At 42.5% G+C, this 23,435-nt stretch carries 20 protein-coding genes, 9 tRNA genes, 1 rRNA gene, 1 pseudogene and 1 riboswitch; of the genes and pseudogenes, 4 read left to right on the top strand and 27 right to left on the bottom strand.

Annotated elements, in window-relative coordinates:
• Positions 1–2 precede the first annotated feature (2 nt).
• From FZ954_RS00155 to FZ954_RS00140, 4 genes are all read right to left on the bottom strand, one after another.
• Positions 3–614, bottom strand: coding sequence for a glutathione S-transferase family protein (locus tag FZ954_RS00155; RefSeq protein ID WP_148876032.1), 612 nt, complete (start codon positions 612–614; stop codon positions 3–5).
• Positions 615–762: 148 nt separating this feature from the next.
• A riboswitch (M-box (ykoK) riboswitch) is annotated at positions 763–918 on the bottom strand.
• 52 nt (positions 919–970) lie between these two features.
• Positions 971–2,137 carry a MalY/PatB family protein gene (locus FZ954_RS00150; RefSeq protein WP_148876030.1) on the bottom strand — a complete coding sequence of 389 codons (1,167 nt, stop codon included), beginning with the start codon at positions 2,135–2,137 and terminating at the stop codon, positions 971–973.
• Between the two features lies 1 nt (position 2,138).
• Positions 2,139–3,233: a cystathionine gamma-synthase gene (locus tag FZ954_RS00145; RefSeq protein ID WP_148876028.1), complete on the bottom strand. Its 1,095-nt coding sequence runs from the start codon at positions 3,231–3,233 to the stop codon at positions 2,139–2,141.
• 148 nt (positions 3,234–3,381) lie between these two features.
• Positions 3,382–5,010 carry a polysaccharide biosynthesis protein gene (locus tag FZ954_RS00140; RefSeq protein WP_148876026.1) on the bottom strand — a complete coding sequence of 543 codons (1,629 nt, stop codon included), beginning with the start codon at positions 5,008–5,010 and terminating at the stop codon, positions 3,382–3,384.
• An 86-nt stretch (positions 5,011–5,096) separates the two neighbouring features.
• On the opposite strand from FZ954_RS00140, the gene FZ954_RS00135 reads away from it, so the two are divergent.
• The gene (locus tag FZ954_RS00135; protein WP_148876024.1) at positions 5,097–6,542 is read left to right on the top strand and encodes a UDP-N-acetylmuramoyl-L-alanyl-D-glutamate--L-lysine ligase; all 1,446 of its coding nucleotides are present in this window, start codon (positions 5,097–5,099) and stop codon (positions 6,540–6,542) included.
• A gap of 23 nt (positions 6,543–6,565) precedes the next feature.
• On the opposite strand, the gene FZ954_RS00130 is transcribed toward FZ954_RS00135, so the two are convergent.
• The 7 genes from FZ954_RS00130 to rplK form a co-directional block, all read right to left on the bottom strand.
• Positions 6,566–7,315, bottom strand: a complete 750-nt coding sequence (locus tag FZ954_RS00130; protein ID WP_148876022.1) for a CPBP family intramembrane glutamic endopeptidase — start codon at positions 7,313–7,315, stop codon at positions 6,566–6,568.
• Between the two features lie 96 nt (positions 7,316–7,411).
• Positions 7,412–8,065 carry a DUF1803 domain-containing protein gene (locus FZ954_RS00125; RefSeq protein ID WP_148876020.1) on the bottom strand — a complete coding sequence of 218 codons (654 nt, stop codon included), beginning with the start codon at positions 8,063–8,065 and terminating at the stop codon, positions 7,412–7,414.
• Positions 8,058–8,570 (bottom strand): YiiX/YebB-like N1pC/P60 family cysteine hydrolase, encoded by a 513-nt coding sequence (locus FZ954_RS00120; protein ID WP_148876018.1) that lies wholly within the window; start codon positions 8,568–8,570, stop codon positions 8,058–8,060. Before FZ954_RS00120 ends, FZ954_RS00125 begins: the two co-directional genes overlap by 8 nt.
• Positions 8,571–8,657: 87 nt before the next feature.
• Positions 8,658–9,593, bottom strand: coding sequence for a manganese-dependent inorganic pyrophosphatase (locus FZ954_RS00115; RefSeq protein WP_148876017.1), 936 nt, complete (start codon positions 9,591–9,593; stop codon positions 8,658–8,660).
• A 310-nt stretch (positions 9,594–9,903) separates the two neighbouring features.
• Positions 9,904–11,352 (bottom strand): APC family permease, encoded by a 1,449-nt coding sequence (locus tag FZ954_RS00110; RefSeq protein ID WP_061910139.1) that lies wholly within the window; start codon positions 11,350–11,352, stop codon positions 9,904–9,906.
• Between the two features lie 131 nt (positions 11,353–11,483).
• Positions 11,484–12,173: a 50S ribosomal protein L1 gene (gene rplA / locus FZ954_RS00105; RefSeq protein WP_001085675.1), complete on the bottom strand. Its 690-nt coding sequence runs from the start codon at positions 12,171–12,173 to the stop codon at positions 11,484–11,486.
• Between the two features lie 207 nt (positions 12,174–12,380).
• Positions 12,381–12,806 (bottom strand): 50S ribosomal protein L11, encoded by a 426-nt coding sequence (rplK, locus tag FZ954_RS00100; protein ID WP_001085808.1) that lies wholly within the window; start codon positions 12,804–12,806, stop codon positions 12,381–12,383.
• Between the two features lie 149 nt (positions 12,807–12,955).
• Here rplK and FZ954_RS00095 point away from each other — a divergent pair, with 149 nt between their 5' ends.
• Positions 12,956–13,303 carry a DUF3397 family protein gene (locus tag FZ954_RS00095; protein WP_148876015.1) on the top strand — a complete coding sequence of 116 codons (348 nt, stop codon included), beginning with the start codon at positions 12,956–12,958 and terminating at the stop codon, positions 13,301–13,303.
• A gap of 102 nt (positions 13,304–13,405) precedes the next feature.
• On the opposite strand, the gene FZ954_RS00090 is transcribed toward FZ954_RS00095, so the two are convergent.
• From FZ954_RS00090 to FZ954_RS12130, 3 genes are all read right to left on the bottom strand, one after another.
• Positions 13,406–13,792 (bottom strand): VOC family protein, encoded by a 387-nt coding sequence (locus tag FZ954_RS00090; RefSeq protein ID WP_148876013.1) that lies wholly within the window; start codon positions 13,790–13,792, stop codon positions 13,406–13,408.
• Between the two features lie 105 nt (positions 13,793–13,897).
• Positions 13,898–16,195 carry a DNA translocase FtsK gene (locus FZ954_RS00085; RefSeq protein ID WP_148876011.1) on the bottom strand — a complete coding sequence of 766 codons (2,298 nt, stop codon included), beginning with the start codon at positions 16,193–16,195 and terminating at the stop codon, positions 13,898–13,900.
• A 137-nt stretch (positions 16,196–16,332) separates the two neighbouring features.
• A complete protein-coding gene (locus tag FZ954_RS12130) occupies positions 16,333–16,449 on the bottom strand; it encodes a PspC domain-containing protein (RefSeq protein ID WP_398587631.1) in 117 nt (38 codons plus the stop codon).
• Between the two features lie 566 nt (positions 16,450–17,015).
• Between FZ954_RS12130 and FZ954_RS00075 the strand changes: the two genes are divergently transcribed.
• Both FZ954_RS00075 and FZ954_RS00070 read left to right on the top strand, forming a co-directional pair.
• Positions 17,016–17,435: an NUDIX domain-containing protein gene (locus tag FZ954_RS00075; protein WP_148876009.1), complete on the top strand. Its 420-nt coding sequence runs from the start codon at positions 17,016–17,018 to the stop codon at positions 17,433–17,435.
• 55 nt (positions 17,436–17,490) lie between these two features.
• Positions 17,491–18,285, top strand: coding sequence for a peptidylprolyl isomerase (locus FZ954_RS00070; protein WP_148876007.1), 795 nt, complete (start codon positions 17,491–17,493; stop codon positions 18,283–18,285).
• 196 nt (positions 18,286–18,481) lie between these two features.
• On the opposite strand, the gene ldcB is transcribed toward FZ954_RS00070, so the two are convergent.
• From ldcB to rrf, 13 genes and pseudogenes are all read right to left on the bottom strand, one after another.
• Positions 18,482–19,264 carry an LD-carboxypeptidase LdcB/DacB gene (ldcB, locus tag FZ954_RS00065; RefSeq protein WP_148876005.1) on the bottom strand — a complete coding sequence of 261 codons (783 nt, stop codon included), beginning with the start codon at positions 19,262–19,264 and terminating at the stop codon, positions 18,482–18,484.
• A 9-nt stretch (positions 19,265–19,273) separates the two neighbouring features.
• Positions 19,274–21,034: a TcaA second domain-containing protein gene (locus FZ954_RS00060; RefSeq protein WP_148876003.1), complete on the bottom strand. Its 1,761-nt coding sequence runs from the start codon at positions 21,032–21,034 to the stop codon at positions 19,274–19,276.
• A gap of 18 nt (positions 21,035–21,052) precedes the next feature.
• Positions 21,053–22,187, bottom strand: a pseudogene (locus FZ954_RS12125) (DUF6574 domain-containing protein).
• Between the two features lie 275 nt (positions 22,188–22,462).
• Positions 22,463–22,536: transfer RNA gene (locus tag FZ954_RS00050), tRNA-Pro, on the bottom strand.
• 42 nt (positions 22,537–22,578) lie between these two features.
• Positions 22,579–22,652, bottom strand: a tRNA-Arg gene (locus tag FZ954_RS00045).
• An 18-nt stretch (positions 22,653–22,670) separates the two neighbouring features.
• Positions 22,671–22,756 (bottom strand) — tRNA-Leu (locus tag FZ954_RS00040).
• 5 nt (positions 22,757–22,761) lie between these two features.
• Positions 22,762–22,833: transfer RNA gene (locus FZ954_RS00035), tRNA-Gly, on the bottom strand.
• An 18-nt stretch (positions 22,834–22,851) separates the two neighbouring features.
• Positions 22,852–22,924: transfer RNA gene (locus tag FZ954_RS00030), tRNA-Thr, on the bottom strand.
• A 15-nt stretch (positions 22,925–22,939) separates the two neighbouring features.
• Positions 22,940–23,021, bottom strand: a tRNA-Leu gene (locus FZ954_RS00025).
• A gap of 5 nt (positions 23,022–23,026) precedes the next feature.
• Positions 23,027–23,099: transfer RNA gene (locus tag FZ954_RS00020), tRNA-Lys, on the bottom strand.
• 30 nt (positions 23,100–23,129) lie between these two features.
• Positions 23,130–23,202: transfer RNA gene (locus tag FZ954_RS00015), tRNA-Asp, on the bottom strand.
• 4 nt (positions 23,203–23,206) lie between these two features.
• Positions 23,207–23,279: transfer RNA gene (locus FZ954_RS00010), tRNA-Val, on the bottom strand.
• A gap of 29 nt (positions 23,280–23,308) precedes the next feature.
• Positions 23,309–23,424 (bottom strand): 5S ribosomal RNA (gene rrf, locus FZ954_RS00005).
• Positions 23,425–23,435 lie beyond the last annotated feature (11 nt).

Here is a 23,435-nt window from a genome sequence, read left to right as displayed (position 1 = left end):
AGTTAATAATCCCAAGATGCCTGCAAGACATCAAAAGTAGCATTCATCTTCTGGGTCCATTCTTGCAAGTCGGGAAAATTTTCTTTCAAAGAAAATCCAATGACTTCTTCACGTAAATTCCACCAATCTACAAGAGCAACTACTTGGATTGTTGCAATATTCAAAGAAAGTCCTTGCTCAGTAGCAAGTTTCTCTAATAAAGCCAAACTCCGGACATTTCTCTCTTCAATTTGCTGATGTCTGTCTTTCCACCAATGCTCTTTTTCATGGAAAATTTTTTCCGCAACCATCGGCATTGTGTTTTCCAAAATTCCTTCAGCAACGGACAGTATGTTTAAAACGTGCCACTTCTCTATCCCATTAGGAAAAAGCGGAGTTTCCTGACCTAGCTCGTCTAAATATTGGGAAATTAAATCACTACCATACAACCATTCTCCATTGGAAGCTTGAAAAGCAGGAATTCTACCCAAAGGATTATCTTGGTTATGCGGTGAATTTTTGTCGAAAGCCACCTGAACTTTCTGAATATCCACTTGCTCCTCTAAATGATGGTGTAAAATTGTAGCATAGACTTTACGCGCAAAAGGACTGGTACTAGAATACCATAATTTCATTACTATTCCTCCTTCTTTTTCTTAAGAGGCAGGCAATCAACTATTTGTACTCTTGAAATATTTTTAGCAAAAAAGAAGACCCTGCCAATTCTAGGCAGGGTTGTTTGCATGTCAGGTTGTTCGCTTCATTGTTTTAAACATAGATAAAACAAGCATTCACCGTTCAAGCTTTAACTCCATAAGGCGATGAAATGAGCTTAGTCTTGACCTTTGCGATCAGGACTGTTGACCAACGAGTAGTGTCTCCACTGCTTTGCGGTAGTCATCCGTATCCTTATGGTAGCCTCACCTACCGATTGACACTATTACTATACTCCTCTTTAGAAAGATTGTCAATAAAGAGAGCTATTTTTATTTTATTTTGGTAAAACTTCCGCAATCCTTCGACAAATCTCTTTGATCATAGTCTTTGGCGCAGCTGTATTGAGACGAGCATGTCCTTTGCCTTCTTGGCCAAAATCACTTCCCCGATTCAGGACAACCTTAGCCTCTTCTCGAAGCAAGTGGAAGAGCTGATCATCTGTCAGTCCATAATCTGAAAAGTCCAGCCAAACCAGATAAGTTCCTTGAGGCTTCATGACCCGCAGACGTGGTGCTTCCTTAGCAAAATAATCGACTGCAAAATCAATATTTTCCTCTAAGACAACCTTGAGCTCCGTCAACCAAGGCTTGCCATGACGATAGGCAGCTTCTGTCGCTAGAAAACCAAGACCCGAAATTTCATGCTGGTTATTGGCCAGTTGGCGCTTTTGAAACTTTTGCCGCAAGCTAGGATTCTCAATCACTGCATAGGAATTTTTTGTCCCAGCGATATTAAATGTCTTGGTCGCACTAGCTAAAATCAAGCTAAAGTCCTTAAAGTCAGGTGAAACAGTATTGAAAGACTGGTGTTTATGTCCAAACAGCGTCAAATCTTGGTGAATCTCATCTGAAACCACGAGAACGCCGTACTTTTGGCAGAGACGACCAATCCTCTCTAACACTTCCCGTTCCCAAACTCGACCTCCAGGATTGTGCGGATTACAAAGCACGTAAATCTTAACTTCATTGTCTACGATGTCCTGCTCCAGCTGCTCAAAGTCAATCTGAAAGAGACCGTCCTGTTCTATCAAGGAATTAGTAATCAACCGACGATGATTAAGCTTGACACTGCGAGCAAAAGGCGGGTAAACAGGAGTATTGATCAGAACGGCATCGCCTTCCTTCGTGAAGGTCTGAATAGCCGTCGAAATAGCAGGAACAACTCCCTCGATAAAGACCAAGGCTTCCTTGTCAAAGGTATAGCCATGCTCATCCCGCTCCCAAGATAAAACGGCATTGATCAACTCCTCACTAGCATAGGTATAGCCATAGACTAACTGATCAGCGTAATCATGCACAGTTTGCTTGATTTCAGGCAGGACTTCAAAATCCATGTCCGCAATCCAGGCTGGCAGGACTTGACTGTCTTTCTCCGCCTCTTTCCATTTATAAGTATGCTGGCCAATACGATTGGGTGCTGTTTCAAAGTTATAACTTCCCATATTAGTCCTCCAAGGCTGCTCGTAAATCGTCTACCAAATCTCGACTATCTTCGATCCCAATCGACAGACGCAGCAAATCATCAGTCAAGCCATAGGAATGACGCACTTCAGCAGGAATGTCTGCATGAGTCTGGGTTGTCGGATAGGTAATCAAACTCTCTACTCCACCTAAACTTTCTGCAAAGGTAAAGACTTTCAAGCTATTTAAGAGATGAGGAATCTTCCCTTTGTCCACAACTTTAAAGGAAATCATACCACCCTTACCTGGATAGAGAACTTCTTTTACTGCAGGAGACGACTTCAGAAATGCAACTACTTCTTGCGCATTCTGAGTAGAGCGCTCCATGCGGAGAGCCAAGGTCTTGAGACCACGCAAAAGCAGATAGCTGTCAAAAGGAGACAGGACTGCTCCAGTTGTATTGAGATTATAGAACAGCTTGTCATAAATGGCAGTATCATTGGTCATGATAGCTCCAGCCAAGACATCATTGTGTCCACCCAGATACTTGGTCGCAGAGTGTAGAACAATATCTGCTCCGTCCTCCAGTGGTCTTTGGTAAATCGGACTGTAGAAGGTATTGTCCACAATGACAGCTGCTCCTCGCTCATGAGCCGCTTGGGAAATGCGAGCAATGTCAAACTCTACCATAAGAGGATTGGTCGGTGTCTCGATATAGACAATATCTATATCCTCTGTTAGCTTGTTCAGGAGTTCTTCTTCCGTATTAGCATAGGTAAAGCTAAAGCGTCCTTCCGCTTCGACCTGAGCAAACCAGCGGAAAGAGCCACCATAGAGATCTCGAACAGCCAAAACCTTACTGCCGACTGGAAAGGCGCTAAAGGCCAGCACAATAGCCGACATACCAGAGCTAGTCGCTAGGGCATAATCTGCACTTTCGATAGCAGCTAGAGTCTCTTCCAAGCTAGCCCGTGTAGGGTTCTTGGTTCGAGTATAGTCATATCCTGTGGACTGGCCAAACTCTGGATGCTGGTAAGTCGTTGAAAAATGCAAAGGGGTTGTTAAGGCACCCGTTGTTGTGTCTGTTTTCACTCCCGCTTGAGCCAACAAGGTATTTAATTTCCGTTCTCTCTCCATTTAACCGTTCCTCTTTTTTAAAATATTCTACCTTTCTATTGTAACATCTTAAGAAAGTCTTGAGCTTTTTTCTTTTCAAGAGCTAGCTATAGTCTGAAACTATAGAGTAACAATCCAAAAAAAGAGTCGCTGAACGACTCTTCGTTTCTTATTTCATTCTTAATCGTTGGCGCAAACTATCTGCCTTTTGTCCGATAAAACGGTCTATGAGCCGAACTTTGAGAGACAGTACGATATAGACGAGCATTCCGACTCCTCCAACGGCAGCGACATAGATAAAGCTGTACATCCGATTAGTTGGTTGGAAGATGAAGCTTAGTAGATACTCGACAAGCAGAACCAAGATCGCCATGACAATTGTGAGAATCATACTCAACAGCAGACGCTTCAAGAGGTTCTTAGGATTCAAACCAACAACCTTGCGAATTTCTCTAAACATGAAGAAGATTGGCAGTAAAAGACCGACGGTCGTTGAAATCAAGGGACCATAAGCATGGAAGAGATTGATCATCGGCACCTGCAGACTGAGCTTGACAAGAACCCCATAAAAGAAGTAGAGAATGGCTTTCTTGTTTTGGAACAGAGCCTGAATCATCGGAGCAAGAACTGTATAGGTGCTGAGAATGATGGTCTGCAGCATAGCGCAGATGAAGAGCCCCAGTGCTAGACTATCTGGCTTACCATAGAAAACGGTATAGAGCGGACTAGCCACCAGAACTGCTCCCACTGTTGACGGAAAGATAAAGAAGAGCAACATACTAAGATTATCTTGCACTAGGCGGGCAGCCGAGCGAAAGTCACCCTTGACATAATTCTCGGTCAAGAGAGGAATACCGACACCACCGATAGAAGTTGCCACCGCAATTAAAATCATGGTGATTTTATTCGGATTAGCTGAGAAGTAAGCGAATTGCACCAAGAGCTCTGATTTCGTGTAGTCGCTAATCTGGGTCATGATATTGATAAAGGTCGCCTGGTCAATGATCTGGAAAAGCTGAATAGCTGAGCCTGTAATGATAAAGGGAATGGCTTCTCGTATCGTATCCCAGAGGAGGGAGCGGCCACTAATTCCCGCGGACTTTTTAGGCTTTCTTATGATAGAGCGTAGCATACCCGTTTTTGCTAGATAGAAAAGCAAAACGAGCATGCTAGCAAGCATCCCGACAAAGGCGGCAAAGGTAGACTGGGTCACAGCTTCAACATAGTCACCTGAACCGATTTTCATAATGAAATAAGCCGTCAGTAGCATCCAGATAACCCGAATCACCTGCTCCGAAATCTGGCTGATGGCATACGGTTTCAGATTGTTAAACCCTTGGAAGAAGCCCCGAATGACACTCATAGACGGAAAAATGAGCACAGCCCAAGACAAACTTTGCATGACTGGAATCAAGTCAGCCCCGCCACCAGACATTGAGGCAAAAACCGGTGCCATCAAGTACATGATGACTGCAAAGATCAGTCCCAATCCCAGCATGAACTTGAGGAACTCTCGAATGAGAGCAAAGCTGTGTTCTTCCTTGTCAATCGTATTATACTTAGCAACTTGCTTGGCAACAGCTACCGGTACTCCTGCTGTGGAAACCAAAAGGAACCAAGCATAGATATTGTACCCCATAGTAAAGAGACCGTTCGCTTCCGCCCCATGCTGTCCCATCCAGATGTACCAAGGAATGATATAAACAGCCCCAAGAAGGCGGCTGATAAAATTACTAGCAGTCAGCCAGGCAGTCCCTCTTAGCATTTTCTGCTGCTGGCTTGTTGTTTCTTGGCTCATAGAAAACCTCTTCCATTTGTTCTTCTTTTATTATAAACTTTTCCTTGCCTCTTGTAAAACATAGCCTTTCGGTTTACAATAGAGATATGATAAAAATTGAAACAATACTAGATATTTTAAAAAAAGACCAAAATTTTCGTGAAATCATCGCTGATGGAGACTACTACTTCAACTATCAGGGCTTAACCTTTGATAAGATTAGCTATGATAGTCGTCAAGCTGACAGCAGAACCCTCTTTTTTGTCAAGGGCGAGCACTTCAAGCGGGAATTTTTAGAAAAGGCTGTAGCAGCTGGGCTAGGTTTTTACCTAAGTGAAACTGACTTCGAGGTCGGAATTCCAGTGCTCTTGGTCAATGATATTAAACGAGCTATGAGTCTCATTGCTATGAAATTTTACGGTCACCCAGAGCAAAAACTCAAACTTTTGGCTTTCACTGGTACCAAGGGCAAGACCACATCGGCTTATTTCGCTTATAATATTTTAAAACAAAGCCACAAACCAGCCCTGCTTTCTACTATGAATACCACTCTGGACGGTGAAACTTTCTTTAAATCAACCCTGACCACTCCTGAAAGTTTAGACCTCTTTGAGATGATGGCTCAAGCTGTAGTCAATGGTCGAACCCATCTCATCATGGAAGTCTCCAGCCAAGCCTATCTTAAAAAGCGGGTCTACGGCCTGACCTTTGATGTGGGGGTCTTCCTCAATATCAGCCCTGACCATATCGGTCCGATTGAGCATCCGACTTTTGAAGACTACTTCTACCACAAGCGACTCTTGATGGACAATAGCCGAGCTGTTGTCGTCAATAGTGGCATGGATCATTTTCAAGTTTTGGCTGAGCAAGTGGCCAACTATGACCACGACTTCTATGGACCAGACTCCGCCAATAGCATCCAGCAATCGCAAGCCTTCTCCTTTGAAGCACAAGGAAAGTTGGCTGGTGCCTACGATATCCAGCTGATTGGTCGCTTCAATCAAGAAAATGCCATTGCTGCTGGTCTAGCCTGCCTACGACTCGGAGCTTCATTGGAAGATATTCAAGCTGGTATTGCTCAGACACGAGTGCCGGGGCGCATGGAGGTCTTGACCCAGTCAAACGGTGCCAAGGTCTTCGTGGACTATGCCCACAATGGCGACAGTTTGGCTAAGTTGCTATCCGTCGTTCAAGAACATCAAAAAGGACAGACTGTACTTGTACTAGGAGCTACTGGCAATAAGGGAGAAAGTCGACGTAAGGACTTTGGCCTCCTACTCAATCAGCATCCTGGAATCAAAGTGATTCTAACCGCAGATGATCCAAATCGTGAAGATCCGATTGCTATCGCAAAAGAAATTGCTAGCTACATATCCTTTGAGGTGGATATGATTGCTGACCGAGAGGAAGCTATCAAAAAAGCCCTCAGCCTAACCAATGCTAAAGGCGATGCAGTCATTCTAGCTGGCAAGGGAGCAGATGCCTACCAAATCATCAATGACCAAAAGGTTCCCTATCCTGGTGACTATGCACTGGCAGAAAAATACATATAAAAAGGACTTTCGAGTCCTTTTTATTATCCATTCCACATCACTAAGACATAGAGCAGGCTGCTACCCACCATATCCGCAAAGGCATGTGCCAAAAAGAAAGGCAGCAAGTTTTTAACCTTGTATTTATAAAAGAAATAATAGAACAGACCGAAGACGACGCCAATCAGAAAAGCAGAGACTAGCCCCTGATAGGTATGGACAGAAAAGCGAACCAGCGTTGAAAAGCCTAAAACCCACCATTTGCTCTCTTCTTTTACTGATGTTAGCAAGCCTAAGAAAAAGAATTCCTCATAGACACCATTGAAGAGAGAATAAAGAATGACGACAGGTCCTAGCGCAGCTAGTTTGCGAAAAACTTCGACAAAGGTCCAGTCGATGTGCTGCAAGATTTCTAAGTCAAAATAATTATAGGAACCGACTAAAGCTGCTATCACATCAGAAGTCAGACCGACAACTGCAAAAATCAAGGGCGCCCAAAGAATAGACCAAGACAAGCGTAGTTTCAGCTGTTTGAAATTATAATGACGGATGCCTAGATAGAGCAGAGCCAGCACCAGCAGGAAAACTTGCAATTTCAAATTACTCAGCAAGGCAAAATTTTCATCCTCTGGTCTGGGCACGATTGCTTGTCCTACAGAGCTGGACATCGTCAGCCAATTTATTGTTGAGGAGTAAATAAATTGACCAAACATAATAATTGCTAAAATCAACATATCGAACCACCTAAGGTTCTCTAGTGGTTGCTCGGGATAGATTTTTTTCAACATTGTCATTCTAATTCCTTTCCCAAATTCTATATACTACTATAGCACAGAATATGGCAAAATGACAGGTGGGGCTGTCTAATTTTTCCCTCATTCTAAAAACTATCAGTCCAATTGGAACACTAGGCGTTCCTTGTCAAAGCTAGCCTTCAACTCATACTTGCCAGCCTCATTCTGACGAATGTAACCTAGAATCACCAGACTATCGACAAAAATGTCTCGACGCTTCTGCAGGAGCTCATCCTTACGGACATACTTGAGGAGGAAAGTCGTCATATACTTGAGGGCATACTCTGGATTCACATCTCCCAAAATAGCATAAAGGGGCTTCTGCTCCTCAGACAGCGGATACTGTCGCTGCATTTTATAAAAATAATTAGACAAGGTCAGTTTATCTCTCTGAAAATCGGTCTTTTCCAGCAGAATAGCCGCATTAGTCTGATTAGCAAGCTGAGTCTCAAAGCTCAAATTCAACAATTCCTGATAGATCGGACTATCATCTCGAATAAAGATTTCCTGATCCAAAGATAGATTTTCAAGATTATCCAAAAGCGGAACCTGCTGATAATAGCGCTTATTCTCCCGCCGGATATAGCCCGCCTTGATACATTCCTCCATAAAGCGATCTAGATTGGGAAAGCCCGCAAATTCACGTTTGATTTCTCTTAAAATCACATCATCCTGCTGATCCAGATAATTGATTAGTTTTTCAAATAAGGGCTGTCGTGTCAGCCGAGTCGGATTTATAATTTTAATCATGAAGCTCTCCTTTAAAAATGAGCTTGGCTGACTGAGCCAACTGACTGGGATTGGTTCCAGGCTTCCCTAATGGCACGACCACGCCCAAGTCCTCATAGTAAGCCTGCCAAAACGCAGAAACCACATTTTCACCATCAGCAAACTGCATGGGAATGGTCTCAAAAATTGGCAAAATCTGAGCAATATACTCCGAACAGTAAAATCCCTCGCTCTCAGCACAAAAACTAGCATTATAAGGCTTTCCAAGATGGGACTTGGCTTCTTTAAAGACGCTGGCCGCATCTATCTCAGGATAAGCAAAGACATGATACATGTCCCCTTCCTCCAAAAGCTGGCTCAAGGGCTGATGGGCCACTCCCTTTTCCAGCGTTGCATGGTAAATCTCACCATCAAAAAAGATACCCACATGGCTATAGGAGCCCGTTGCTGTCCGAATCGCTGCTGCCATCTCGGATTGACCGACTGTGAACAGCAGGTCACCATTTTGTAAATCTTGAATCTTCATTTCTCTCGTCTATCAAAAAAGGAGCCGAAACTCCTTTACATGTGTGGAAAACCAGTGTTTCCTATCTTTTAGTTGTCATTTAAACTATTAAGCATTAAAGCTTTCAGTCAACTGAGGCACGACTTGTTTCTTACGTGAAACAGCACCTGGAAGGAAAGCGTGGTTGTTTTCAAGTTTGAAGTTAAAGGCTGCTTCGACCTTGTCCATGTTTGCGCCAATTGCAAGGATTTCTGAGTTTGAGTTCACGATATCTGTAATCATCAAAACAAAGTCAGAATAGCCATTTGCTGCAATAGCCGCTTGCATTGCTGCCTCGATTTCTGCTTGGCGTTCTAAAACTTCAGCAATATCTACAGTGTTGACTTGTGCTACACGGACATTGTTTCCGTTCAATTCAAAAGTCTTAGCATCAATGTCAATCAATTCTTCAGCAGATTTGCTTGCCAAGTTTGTACCAGCCTTCAGCATAGCGAGACCGTATTCTTCCAAGTTCACACCTGCTAAATCAGCCAACTCAGGAGCAATATCCTTATCACTTGGGTGTGTCGTTGGAGATTTCAAGAGAAGTGTATCTGAAATCAAACCAGATAACATCAAACCAGCAAGCTCTTTAGGAACTGCCACACCGTGTTCTTTAAACATACGATAAACGATAGAAGACGCTGACCCAACAGGTTCCAAACGCATGTAAAGTGGGCTTGCAGTTTCAAAGTTAGCTACACGGTGGTGGTCCACCACGCCATAAATTTCCACTTCAGCAATATCTGAAACAGACTGTTGGAATTCGTTGTGGTCAGTCAAGATAACTTGCTCTGCACCTTCCGCTTTAGCAGATGTGATGACGCGTGGTGCTTCTACACCAAAATAGTTCAATACAAAGGCTGTTTCTTCATTTGGAGTCCCAAGAGCTACTGCTTCTGTATCCAAACCGTAAGCTGTTTTTGCAAGATAAGCAAAGGCTACAGATGACCCGATGGCATCTGAGTCTGGATTTTGGTGACCAAATACTAGAATCTTAGACATGATAATACCTCTTTGTTTTTAATAATATTTATTCCACTTATTTTACCACAATTATGGGTATTTCACAAAAGGAGAAGGATATTTTCTTGAGAAAAATTGTAGCTTTGCGATAGAGGGCTGAGCTGAACCTTCAAAATAATCATCCAACCTTAACCGTCGATACAAGCACCATCTCTGATGAAAGTCCCCCAGAAGAAACGCTTGCTTTATCATTTTTATTTCCTGTGAAAGGATTTTTTCCTAAAAAAAGCCCTATCATAAGATAGGGCTGAAAAATTTATCAATTTAGCGATAGAGGCGATCGTCACTACTATTTAAGTGACTGTCTCTTCTCCCGTTTAGCCAAAAGTGGCAAGATGACACCTAAACTAATCAAGACAATCGGTGTCAAGATATTTGTCATCAGAGAGAAGCGCCAACCAGCTGGATCAACCGCATAATCTACTTTGGGAACCATACCTAAAATACAAGCAAAAGCTGTGAAAAGGAAGCACCAAGCTCCGATGATAAAGCCAAATTTCGGATTTTTAGTAAGTTTGTATTCCGCATCCTTGTATTTCTTCCAAGCTTTATTGAGCAACATATAAGCCACGAATACCCAAAGATAACGCATCGGCATAACAATAGAGTTAAGATTAGTCATCCATTTAACCAGACCATCAATTTCCTTGATTCCAAAGATTGGTAGGACAATCAGGAAGCTTACCAAAATCCCTGTCAGAATATAACCGTTAATCAATACACCTTTTGATGTCCGCTTACGTAGCCAGCTTGGAACAAATTCTTCATCTGCATTATTTAGCAAGATTTGTAGAGGCGCGTCAATTGAGAAGGCCAAGGCCGCAATCTGTCCCACCATATTGGTCAGGGCATAGATAACTACCAGTACATTACCCACGCCCCAGTAGTTACCCAGCATTTGGAAGGCTTGATAAGCACCGTTACGCATCAAATCTTCAGGAATATTGCTACCGTCAAAGAGCATACCCATGGCCAGAGAACCTAAAATCGCAGAGGCTCCAACCATGATGGCCATGATGATCATCCCTTTTGGAAATTCCTTAGCGGGATTGCGTGTTTGGTTAACGTAAGGCGAAATCTTCTCAGCCCCACCTACCGCAAAGACCAAAAGCGAGATAGTCGTAAAGTATGAAAAATCAAAATTAGGAATGTAAGTGCTGAGCTTGTCCATATTAGCCGTTGCAAACTGCATATCCGGCTTGATAAAAGGCGCACCAACCGCTAATAGAACAAAAAGGAAGGACATAATCAGCATCGCACTTCCAGCTAGACCGCCAATGACCTTGAGCGTGGATAGACCCTTGGTAGACAAGTAGAGAAAGGCACCGAAAATCAGCAAACTAAGAATAACAATCCAGTGAATATCAAGACTGCTCAAAAAATCGCCATTTCCTTGGATAGCCCATCCTAAAGGAATCAGAACTCCCTGTGGCTTTTGTGCCAAGTAGGGAATATGCACCACCCAGTAAGTCCAAGCCGCAAAATAAGCCAAGCGCTTGGTAGAGGTCTTCTCCACCCAGTCGCTGACACCACCTCCGCTCTCCTTGAAGGTCGAGCCTAGCTGCCCCACGATGAGGGCATAGGGAATAAAGTAAATGGCCAGGATAAGAATCCAAGAAACAACGACCGAAATCCCTTGTTGGGAGTAGTTGTTGACCACATTTCCCAGACCCCAAACCATATTAAAGGCAATCAGGGACACCATCAGCCAAGTCAGCTGGTTCTGATCTTTTTTCATCATTCATCTCCTTTGAATATAAAATAAATAGTTCCATAAAATTATACCATGTTTTTACATTTTTTGTAACCGTCTTCAGCATGTTTTGTCCAAAAAAAAAGAGCTACCCGTAGGTAGCTCAAATTCAATTCTTAAAGTGAGTTCACGTCAACCTTGATACCAACACCTTGAGTAGTAGTGATTGTCAAGTTTGTTACGTAAGTTCCTTTAGCTGTAGCTGGTTTTGCTTTTTGGATTGTTTCGTTGAACGCTTTGAAGTTTTCAACCAATTTTTCAGCTTCAAATGATACTTTACCGATGATTGCTTGAACGTTACCTGCACGGTCAGCACGGTAAGTGATCTTACCACCTTTAGACTCTTCAACTGCTTTAGCAACATCCATTGTTACAGTACCAGTTTTAGGGTTTGGCATCAAGTTACGTGGTCCAAGGACACGTCCAAGACGTCCAACAAGAGCCATCATGTCAGGTGTAGCGATAACTACATCGAAGTCCAACCAACCGTCGTTAATTTTCGCAACGAGGTCATCTTCACCAACGAAGTCTGCACCTGCAGCTTTTGCTTCTTCAGCTTTTGCACCACGTGCGAAAACAAGAACGCGTGAAGTTTTACCAGTACCGTTTGGCAATACCATTGCGCCACGGATTTGTTGGTCAGCTTTTTTAACGTCGATGTTCAAGTTGTAAGCAACTTCTACAGTTGCGTCAAATTTTGCAAAGTTAGTTTCTTTTGCAAGTGCTACAGCTTCTTCTACACTGTATGCTTTTGTGCTGTCGATTTTCTCAAGAGCAGCACGAAGTTGTTTGCTTTTTTTAGCCATTTTCTATTCTCCTTGTAAGTGGTTCAATCGATTTTCATCTCCCACGTCACTTCTCGAAATGATGAAGTCTTGCGGGTTATCAGTCTATTATTTTTCTTTTCCTACTTCGTTAAGTTCCTTTGCTGTACCTAAGTACAAGCCTCAGTCACTTGCCTAGTATGAAAAGTAACTAATAGACTGCTGTGAGATTTTCTACTGTGTTATTGATTAGTCAACAACAGTGAATCCCATAGAACGAGCAGTACCTTCGATCATACGCATTGCAGACTCAATGTTTGCTGCGTTCAAATCTGGCATCTTAGTTTCTGCAATTTCTTGTACTTGTGCACGAGTAACTGTAGCAACTTTCGTTTTGTTAGGTGTACCTGATCCTTTTTCAACACCTGCAGCTTTTTTCAAAAGAACAGCAGCTGGTGGTGTCTTTGTAACGAAAGTAAATGATTTGTCTTCGTATACTGAGATAACAACTGGAATGATCATACCAGCTTGGTCAGCTGTACGAGCGTTGAACTCTTTTGTGAATCCCATGATGTTGATACCAGCTTGACCAAGAGCAGGTCCAACTGGTGGAGCTGGAGTAGCTTTACCAGCAGGGATTTGCAATTTTACAAGTTTTTCGACTTTTTTAGCCATTTTTAAATCCTCCTTTGTGGTTTTGGCGGTAATTAAAGATTTTTACCTCCCACAAGTATGCTTTTTGCATACTTTTCTATTATACACTAATCTTTTCAAAATGCAAGAAAAATTCTTATATTTTCTCATTTTTATGGTAAAATGGTTACATGGTATTATTAAAAATTGCTTCTGTATTATTTATCTTTTTAACACTTATCTTATCGATTATCGCAGTGAAGGTCTTCAGGCTAAGAAAATTTGGCTTGAATTTTGCAGATTTGGCTTTCCCTTTTTTTGCTATAGAGCTGTATATCATTTCAGGCAAGGCCTTCTATCACAGTCTGTTACCCCACCTATTATTAGTATTGTCTGGCCTAGCTATCGCCATCACAGCTTATTTTCTTAGGAAAAAACGGACTTTCTACTATCCCAAGTTCTTTAAATTTTTCTGGCGGGCTGGTTTTATCTTGACCTTCTTTATGTACCTAGCCATGGTCATCGCTCTCTTTTTATAAATGTAAAACAAAACCCATCGGGCAAAGCCGATGGGTTTTCATATGCAAATCTTATGAGTCATTCTTCTGTTGAGAAACAAAGCCCCTCCGATTCTCTTTCTTTTATTCATAAATCTCTAGAGGCAAGCCATCTGGATCAAAGAAGAAAGCCATCTTACGGCCGTCAAAGTCATCATAGCGCAGCTCGGTATGGGGAATCTCCAATCGGTCAAATTCCTCTAGCATTTCTTCGACATCTGTCACTCGGAAAGCCAGATGCCGCAGGCCAGTATGCTCTGGAGCTGGCAAGGCTGGCCGCTTGGGAGCCTCTTCCTTGATGAAAATTTCCAGTGTCAAATTCCCTTTGCGGACATTAAAGAGAATGTCCTGCTTGTCGGGCCGATGGTGCTCATCCAGCATGTCAAAGCCCAGCTTATCCACATAAAAATCCTTAGTCTTAGCATAATCATGACCAATAATTGCAATATGGTGAATGCTATCTAGTTTCATAACTTTTTCCTTTCATTCTTCCGTAGAGAAAATCTGCCGGCTAACTGCTGGCAGATTTGTATTTACAGGACATTATTCTTGTTAACCAATTGCTCGGGAAAATGTTTAACTTGTCTGCAATACTTTTCTCGGCTTGGTTCCCTCAGCTGGTCCGATAACGCCTGCCGCTTCAAGTTCTTCCATAAGACGAGTGGCCCGGTTAAAACCGACCGAGAGTCGCCGCTGAATCATAGAAGCGCTAGCTTTCTGAGTCTCGATGACCAAGGCCTTGGCTTCTTCAAAGAGAGGATCGCCTTCATCGTCGCCCCCGCCAGTATCCAAATCACTTTCAGATACTTCACCGGGGTCAAAGCTATCGTCATAATCAGCTTCAGCTTGATTCTTGACAAAGGCTACGATTCGCTCTACATCTTCATCTGAGATAAAGGAGCCCTGCAAACGAACCGGGTGGTTTTCATCAATAGGCTTAAAGAGCATATCCCCACGACCCAAGAGCTTTTCTGCTCCATTTTCATCCAGAATGGTCCGACTGTCTGTCCCACTGGATACAGCAAAGGCAATCCGAGAGGGTACATTGGCCTTAATCAGACCGGAGATAACATCTACTGATGGACGCTGGGTGGCCAGAATCATGTGAATCCCAGCCGCACGCGCTTTTTGCCCTAAACGAATAATGGCGTCTTCTACTTCCTTGCTGGCCACCATCATAAGGTCAGCCAGCTCATCCACGATAACGACGATTAAAGGCAGGGGCACTTGCTTGTACTCTGATTGGGCATTGTACTCGGTTACTTTAGCATTGTAGCCAGCAATGTTACGGGCACCGACCTTGGAGAAGAGTTCATAGCGGTTTTCCATCTCATCTACAACCTTCTGGAGTGCACGGCTAGCCTTGCGAGGATTGGTCACAACAGGGATAAGCAAGTGGGGAATGTCATTATAAACGGACAACTCCACCATTTTAGGATCCACCATCATAAACTTGACTTCATCCGGTCTGGCTTTCATAAGAATGCTGGCGATAATACCGTTGACAGCCACAGATTTACCAGAGCCAGTAGAGCCAGCCACCAAGAGATGGGGCATCTTAGCCAAGTCAAAGGAGCGGACAGAGCCGTTGACAGCCTTCCCAAGTGGGATTTCTAGGAGCTTGCTGGCATCCGTTTTCGACTGTTCCCAAAGTTCTCGGAAAGTCACGGTCGCAACTTCAGAGTTGGGTACTTCAATCCCGACTAGGGATTTCCCAGGAATTGGTGCCTCAATCCGTACATCCTTGGCAGCTAGGGCAAGAGCCAAGTCATCAGCCAGATTGGAAATCCGATTGACCCGAACACCGACAGCTGGCTTGACCTCGTACTTAGTGACGGAAGGTCCGATTTCTGCCCGCTCAACAGCAGCCTTGATCCCAAAACTAGCAAAGGTCTCTTCCAAAATCTTAATATTGTCGCGAACAATTCGCTTTTCTTTAGACTGATTCTTAGGCTTGTCGGGCGCAAAGAGGTTGATGGTCGGCAGCTTGTAGTCCAGACTTTCCTTGGCAGTAAAGTCCATTTCAACGTCTACATCTGCCTCCTCCGTCTCTTCTTCGCGACCAAAGTCCAGAGGCTCATGAGGATCATACTCTCCCACTTCCTCATAGTCTGCCTCATCAAAGTCCACAGCTGTATCTGACAAGTCCTCGTCATCTAAAATCTCTCCTGTTTCAGGATCAACCTCGGCTTCTTCCTGCTCTACTTCAATAGCTTGCATAGCTGCCTGTGCAGCTTTTTCCTCCTGCTCAAGAAAACGAAGCTGACGTTTTTCTTCCTCTTTTTCTCTCCAGTTTTGAAAAGCCATGCTAAATTTCTCAGCAAGATCGTAAAGCGACCATGGACTCATGAGCAAGACCCCCAGAAAAATCAGGAGTAGTCCGATAAAATAAGAGCCGATATTTGAAAAAAGAAAAGAAATCGGAGCATAAAGAGCCGCCCCAATCAGCCCACCACCAGCAAATGAGGACACTTTAAAGGCCAACAAATCTGTCAAGACTCGCGTAAGCGTCGTGGATAAAACCTGCCCTTTCAAATGCAAAACATGAACAAAATAGGCTTGAAAAATCAAGCTGAGTCCTAAGAAAAAGCTGATGAAGCCTGAAATCTTCCCCTCATGTTTGTGCAGCCACTTAAAGAAAAAGAGATAAAACAAGGCAGCTAGAATCGCCACATAAGCCAGACTCCCTACCAGAACCCGAATTAAGTTATAAATGGTGACGCCAAAAGCCCCCAGCTTCAAAGCAGCAAACAACAAAGCGATAGCCAAAACAAAGGTGACTATCATCCGTCGAATCGCTTTTTGTCTTTCTAATTCCGCTTTTGTCGGCCGTCTCGTAGTCCGACTGTTTTTTGTATTTTTCTTATTTGCCATAAATTTCATTATACCATATTTTAAGATCTTCTAAAGAGAAAACTAGCTGCCTTTTGCAACTAGTTTCTGCTTTATTCTTCTGGCAAAATCAACCAGAAAATGAGGTAGGGAAGAAGTCCAATCCCATAAGCAAAGAATCAGACTCCCCAGATGACACGGATGATGACCGGATCTATATTAAAATACCGAGCTAGCCCGGAGCAAACTCCCGCAATGATTCTATCATCAGCACTTCTTGTTAAACGTCTTACCATAATCAAACTCCCTTCAAACGAACGATAAATTTTTATCAAACGAAACCAATGATTTTTATCTTATTTTACCATAATTTTTCCTCAAATAATTGTTGGAACTTCACTATCGCCCTCAAAATCTTCGACTTTTTCTTAATTCGGGAAAGATTTCTGGATACGCCCTAGTATAAAAGACGAGAATGAGCCAACCAGGAGAAAGTTAAAGGAAACAGCCATTACAAGATTTGTTCCCCGAGCTCCCAAATAGCTTTCCATTGACAAGGACACACCCTAATATTTTTTCAGCGCTTATGTTGATCTTTCAAAAAACGAAAGAGCAGATCTTTGACCAATGGTCCCACTAAAAGAACATCTATTAGAAATGCTACTATAAAACCAGATGAGCAAGATAGCTTCCTTAAAATTTATAGGCACAAGTGCTCCATTTCTGATGTATAACATTCAATCTAGCATCTATATTTTTTCGTAATCAGAAATTTCAAGAAAGTGTTTCTATAGCTCAGATTGGTAATCTTTAGCTATTTTTGCTAGACTATTTAGAAGAAAATATCGGAAAGGAGAATAGTATGCGAGCAGGTGTGATTGTCTACAATCCTTTCTTGGACAAGATTTTGCTCATTCACCGCTGGAAGAATGGGCAAGAGTATTTCGTGATTCCCGGTGGAACTATCGAACTTGGAGAAGGACCTTTAGAAGCCGCCTTACGGGAAATGAAAGAAGAAGTCAATCTTAGCTTTTCTGCTGACCAGCTGCACACAGCTTTTTCCTTTAACAATCAGGGAAAAGAGGAGTATTATTTCTACACCAGTCTAAGTACGGCCGAGACTTCCCTCATGCAGGGCGAGGAAGCCCGGCGCAGTGGTCCCCAAAACATTTACCAGCTCGAATGGGTCAGCTTGCAAGAACTTTACAACCACAATCTGCGTCCAGAAAGCCTCAAATCCCTGCTCTTGGAATTTCTGACGCAGGAAAGTTTGAAAAACTAAAGCACTTATAGTAAAATAGCAATAGTTCATAAACTTACGCATAGAAAGGTTATTTATGAAAAAAATCATTCTTTTTAGTCTTTTATCTGCACTTGCTCTGACAGGCTGCTCCACTAAAGAAGATTCTACTACCAAGTCCTCCAGTGCTCCTAAGCAGTCTTCTGCTACCGATACCAGTTCTGAGGCAGCTGAAGCTCAAAAACTCCGTGAACAGTACAAGGATGCCATGACCAATGAAAATGCCAACTTCCCACAACTATCTACAGAAGTTGCCGAAGATGAGGCTGAAGTCAAGATCATCACAACACAAGGAGACATTCGCCTCAAGCTGTTTCCTAAATACGCTCCTTTAGCTGTCAAAAATTTTCTGACACATGCAAAGGAAGGCTATTATGATGGGGTCATTTTCCACCGCGTTATCAATGATTTCATGATTCAGACCGGCGATCCTAAAGGAGATGGCACGGGTGGCGAATCTATTTGGAAAGGCAAGAATAAGTCTATTGACTCAGGAAATGGCTTCAAGAATGAATATTCTCCTTACCTCTATAACTTGCGCGGTGCACTAGCCATGGCCAATGCTGGAAAAGACACCAACGGCAGTCAATTTTTCATCAACCAAAGCAAGAAAGACTTATCCAAACAATTACCGACCGACACCTTCCCAGCTAAAATCATTGAAGCTTACAAGAACGGCGGAAATCCAAGCCTTGACGGCGGCTATACTGTCTTTGGCCAAGTCATTGAAGGCATGGACGTAGTAGACAAAATCGCTGCCACAGAAACTGGCGATAAAGATAAACCCAAAACAGATATTAAAATCGAAAAGATTGAAATTATAAAAGAATAGGAAAAAGTCAACTCGAGCTCTGCTCATCTTATGAGTTAGGTCTTAGTGTCAACAAAACAAAAAACCAGTCCCCAAAAGAGGACTGGTTTTACTATGTATTTTTCTAATCATACAGCAGTTCAACTCCACTTTTAAAGTGAGATATGTAGCTTCTAACTTTTGAGAATAAGGTAGATGCTGAGTCTGCAATTAGATTTTACTGGGCATAATTACCACCTGTAAAATGATAATACTCTTCCAGTGTGAGGCCAGATTCGGAAATTTCCTTGGCCTCTTTTCCTACATAGCGTAGATGCCAACTTTCAGGCACATAGCCAGTAGACCCCTCCTTGCCAACAGGATAGCGTACTACAAAACCATATTTATAGGCATTGTCCAAGAGCCACTGACTAGCTCCCGCTTCTTCAACCAGATTGCCGCTACTATCAATCAGATCAAATGCTAAACCAGTTTGGTGCTCGCTGTAGCCTGGTCTTGCCGAATAACGATCAGCCGCAGCTTGTCCATCTTGATTCACATAACTTTGATAAAGGCCGACCTGAGTTTGATAGCTACGAAAACCGCTATATTGGTTGCTGATAGGATAACCTTTGGACTGCATATCTGCGATTAACTTAAGTAATTCTGCTTTAGCAGTCGGATTCTCACCTGGATTGTAATCAGCTGATAATGGATAGTGTTTATTGGCGATGACTATTTCGTCATATTTACCTTGAACGCTATAATAGCTTCCGTTGTAAGAAACATTTTTATCAACAGTTACGTCCTGTTTCTGCTCCTTCTTAGACTCCGCACTATCCGATTCACTCCCTGTATCTTGGCTAGATGACCGGTCTTTTTCAGCCTCTTTTTTTTCAACAGATACCTTTGAGCTACTTGCCTGCTTGTTTGTACTACTTTCAGTCTTGTCTTTAGCTGCTGAGCAAGCACTTAAAAGCAAGACTGACATTGCTAGAAAAATAAGTTTATTATATTTCATTGTATTCCACTAACTTTCTGAAACTTCAATATTGTAGATTGCAAAGGAATTTCCAGTCGGCTTCAAATAGTAAGTTTTATTTTTTCGATTGACACTATTTGGAGTACTATCAATATAGTGAACTGTATAGTCCTCATAAGTCGTCACAATATAGGAGCCGTTCTCCTCTCTCACTTCACGGATATCCAAAGCTCCTGGATCGTAATAATCAATTTTCGCCTTCTTGACACCACCACCTGTAGTCCACTCAACCATCTCTTTGTATGATGGACTAGAAGTGTCATAATATTGAGCATAATAATTAGAACGATTAGAGACCGATCTGAAAACAGCCGTGCGATATTCGCTAAGGAAATTGGTGATTTTTACCTTGTTAGCTTCTAGCTTTTTAGCTTCTTCGTCCTTTTCTTTGATCTTATCTGTCACTTCTTTTGGTAAAGATAATACAAGATCAAGCGTGTCTCCTTTGACAACAATACTTTCCTTGCTGGTAACACTTTTGTAACCAACAAGGAAAGTATTGTTGGTTACAAAAGTGTTACCAGCAACAACAAACTTAGCATAGACTTCCAGTTCTTGATGTGGTACAACTTGAATATCTGTTTCCAAGCTACTACCAATTTCCTTGCCATTTACAACAATTTTAAGGTCTGTTGCATTTGAAGCTTCTGCTGGCATAGTAACCTTCAATCGTTTCTTTTCAGACTTAAGATCCAATTTAATTTCATTATTCTTAGCAGTGGCTAAATCAAGCTGAATCTTACTCTCAATTTCTCCGACTTCCGTCTTACCTTTCAGGGTAAATTCCTGCTTGATAAAATGATATTTGCCAATATTCGTCTCAGCATTCTTACTCAAAGGAAGGCTTTTCTTATCTCCTGCTTTGATGCTCGCATTGTCTAAGTTCGTGTTAACCTTCACCTCTACTGGATAGGCCACTATTTGATATTCCTGAAAAATCCCAAATTTCTTGCTCTTTTCAGTCACACCTAAAAGTTTATTCTGATTGTCATCAATATAAGCTGATTTGCCCTTTGATTTAGCAATGTTGTCCAACTCGGTCTCAATATTGATTTCTTGACTCTCTAAGTGCTCGACCAAAGCCCTCGCGTCTGCACGTGTCCACTTATCTGAGTTAGAAGAAAGTAGGTTTGCGATTCCATCATAATCCTTTTTAGTAACCGCTTTTGCAAAATCATCCGTAACAACTTTAACACCTGTCACTGAGCTCAAATAAAGAAAGGCTGCCACCAAAAAAGAAAGTAGAATAAGAGGAAAAGCAATCAGCATGACTTTCTTCTTCGACATTCTTTTTTCTGCTTTTTTTATTGCTTTCTGTGGTAATTCCGAATCCAGTAATTCAGAGCGAATAGGCAAATTAGCAAAACCTTGATTTCGTGCTTCTAAAAATTCCTCTTTAGTCGGCTTTCTACCAATATTCGTCTCGAAAGCTTGTAGCCAATTCTCCCGTTGCTCTTGGTATTGATCCGATTCTGAAAGCACTTGCTTTTCTTCTTTAGGAGAAGCTTCAACAAATTCTTCTTTGAGAAACTCTACAGCTGGCTCCTCTTGCCCCAAATTTTCTTCCTGAGTCACCGAGCTTTGCTTCTCTTCAGCTGGCCCATCGTTACTTTGTCCTGCTGGAGCCGCAATAGAAATAATCTTTCTGGGATCAAAATCAGAACGTTTTCCTTCTAAAAACTCATCTGCGGTTGGCTTTCTACCAATCACTTGCTCAAAAAGCTCAACCCACTTTTCTTTCGTTGCCATAAATCACCTCCAAGAACCTTACATCATCATAAGACTCATTAGCAATGAGAAAGCGATGAAAGTAAAGATAAATGTAATCACACCATTGACAATAATTGCCAGTAAATATTTATAAAAAGGATCCATAGACGTGCTAGATTTTGAATAAATCAAAGCAAAGGTTGCTCCGACCCCAATTAACACTAAGCCAATCCATGCTAGGAAGAGGGATACAGACATAATCCCAAGTAAACTAAATAAAGCAGAAAGAGCCACAAAAGGTAAGACAATCGCATAGAGTCTACCATACCAGTCAAATGCCTTATTAAAGCTGAAGCTTCCATCCTTATAGACCATGCGTTTTACAGCAAAGCCTCCTAAAATAATGGAGAAAAGAACGAGGGTTGCCGCTATCAGTGAGACCAAGAAAAGTCTAAAATCAAAAGTCGGACCACTGTAAAAGCCAAAACTCACCGAATGAATAAGATTATAAAAATTATAATTCACCACAATAGCTGCAAAGAAAACAGTCAAGCCTAGAGAAAGATATCCATTTAATTTATTACTTTCAACTTCTGAAGTTGGCGACTTCCAAGCAGAAATAAGCCAGGCCCAGAAACCTTTCATCGTTTTAGAAAATTCACTTGGTTGCGCCGGCTGTTGCTGACTGTAGTAGGCCTGTGGTCCTTGCTGGAAATTCTGCGCATTGAACTGGCCTTGCGGATTGTTTTGATAAGCTTGCTGATTGAAGCCTTGCGGACCAGAAGATTGAGGCTGACCAACGAACTGGTTAGGTTGCCCACCATTTGGCTGTTGATAAGGATATCACTGTTGAGCAAATGATTGTGTTTGATTAGCAAAATGATTTTGGTTAGGCCGTTGCTGAGGAAGCTCTTGATATTGCTGCCCAGTTGGCTGAGTGAACAATGCTTGCCCATTCTGTTCCTGAAAAGCATTTTGCAGCTGAGCATAGTATTCACCGTTTGAAGCTCCTCCTTGTGCTCGAACAGAGTCTGATATGATTGAGCCAGTTTCACTTCCAACTTGCTTGGTTCGTACTTGTCACCTCAGATTCCACAAATTCACCAGCCAGCAAAGCTTGAGTAATTTCCGCATCCGTTGCTGAACGGCCATTCACAGCTTCAAAATATTCGAGCCAATCTTGCTTTAACATATAAAAATCTCCCATCAATAAATGATTATCCTAATATTAGTATACAAAAAATCAGGTAAAAATTCAATCAAGGCAATAGGCACGCATAAATAGCAAAAAATATGAAGTAAGCCAAATACTTTAATCAAAAAGTAAAAAGACCACATCCTATATGGATACTATCTAATTTACGAAAACTTATAAATTATAGAGACATTATAGAAAAGCAAAAAACCAGAACCCATAAAATATAAAAAACAACAGCAAATAGCCGTTGTCTTTTATGAATTAGCGTATCGGGAAGACAGGATTCGAACCTGCGACACCTTGGTCCCAAACCAAGTACTCTACCAAGCTGAGCTACTTCCCGATCATAAGTAAAAACAGAGTCATAGGAGCTCTTTTCCCTTCATGCACCCTAGAGGAGTCGAACCTCTAACCGCCTGATTCGTAGTCAGGTACTCTATCCAGTTGAGCTAAGGGTGCCCTGTCGCATATCCGCTATGCCGAGGACCGGAATCGAACCGGTACGATCGTTACCAATCGCAGGATTTTAAGTCCTGTGCGTCTGCCAGTTCCGCCACCCCGGCCTCAAAGCGAACGACGGGATTCGAACCCGCGACCCCCACCTTGGCAAGGTGGTGTTCTACCACTGAACTACGTTCGCATCTCTATCCAAAAAAAATGCCGGCTACATGACTTGAACACGCGACCCTCTGATTACAAATCAGATGCTCTACCAACTGAGCTAAGCCGGCTCATTTATATTTCTATGCGGGTTAAGGGACTTGAACCCCCACGCCCTAAAGCGCCAGATCCTAAATCTGGTGCGTCTGCCAATTCCGCCAAACCCGCGCTTATGACCCGTACTGGGCTCGAACCAGTGACCCTTTGATTAAAAGTCAAATGCTCTACCAACTGAGCTAACGAGTCTTTCTTCTTGAAACTGTCTAACAATTTCAACGGTCCCGACGGGAATCGAACCCGCGATCTTCGCCGTGACAGGGCGACGTGATAACCGCTACACTACGGGACCTATATGGGAGTTAACGGGATCGAACCGCTGACCCTCTGCTTGTAAGGCAGATGCTCTCCCAGCTGAGCTAAACTCCCAAAAAGGAAGTACTCCGACTTCCTATCCTGCTAAGCGACTACCATATCTCACAGGGGGCAACCCCCAACTACTTCCGGCGTTCTAGGGCTTAACTTCTGTGTTCGGCATGGGTACAGGTGTATCTCCTAGGCTATCGTCACTTAACTAGCTGAATT

Source organism: Streptococcus sp. Marseille-P7375 (assembly GCF_902460365.1).
Classification (GTDB): Bacteria; Bacillota; Bacilli; order Lactobacillales; family Streptococcaceae; genus Streptococcus; species Streptococcus cristatus_I.
This window is presented reverse-complemented; position numbering and strand designations above follow the sequence as displayed.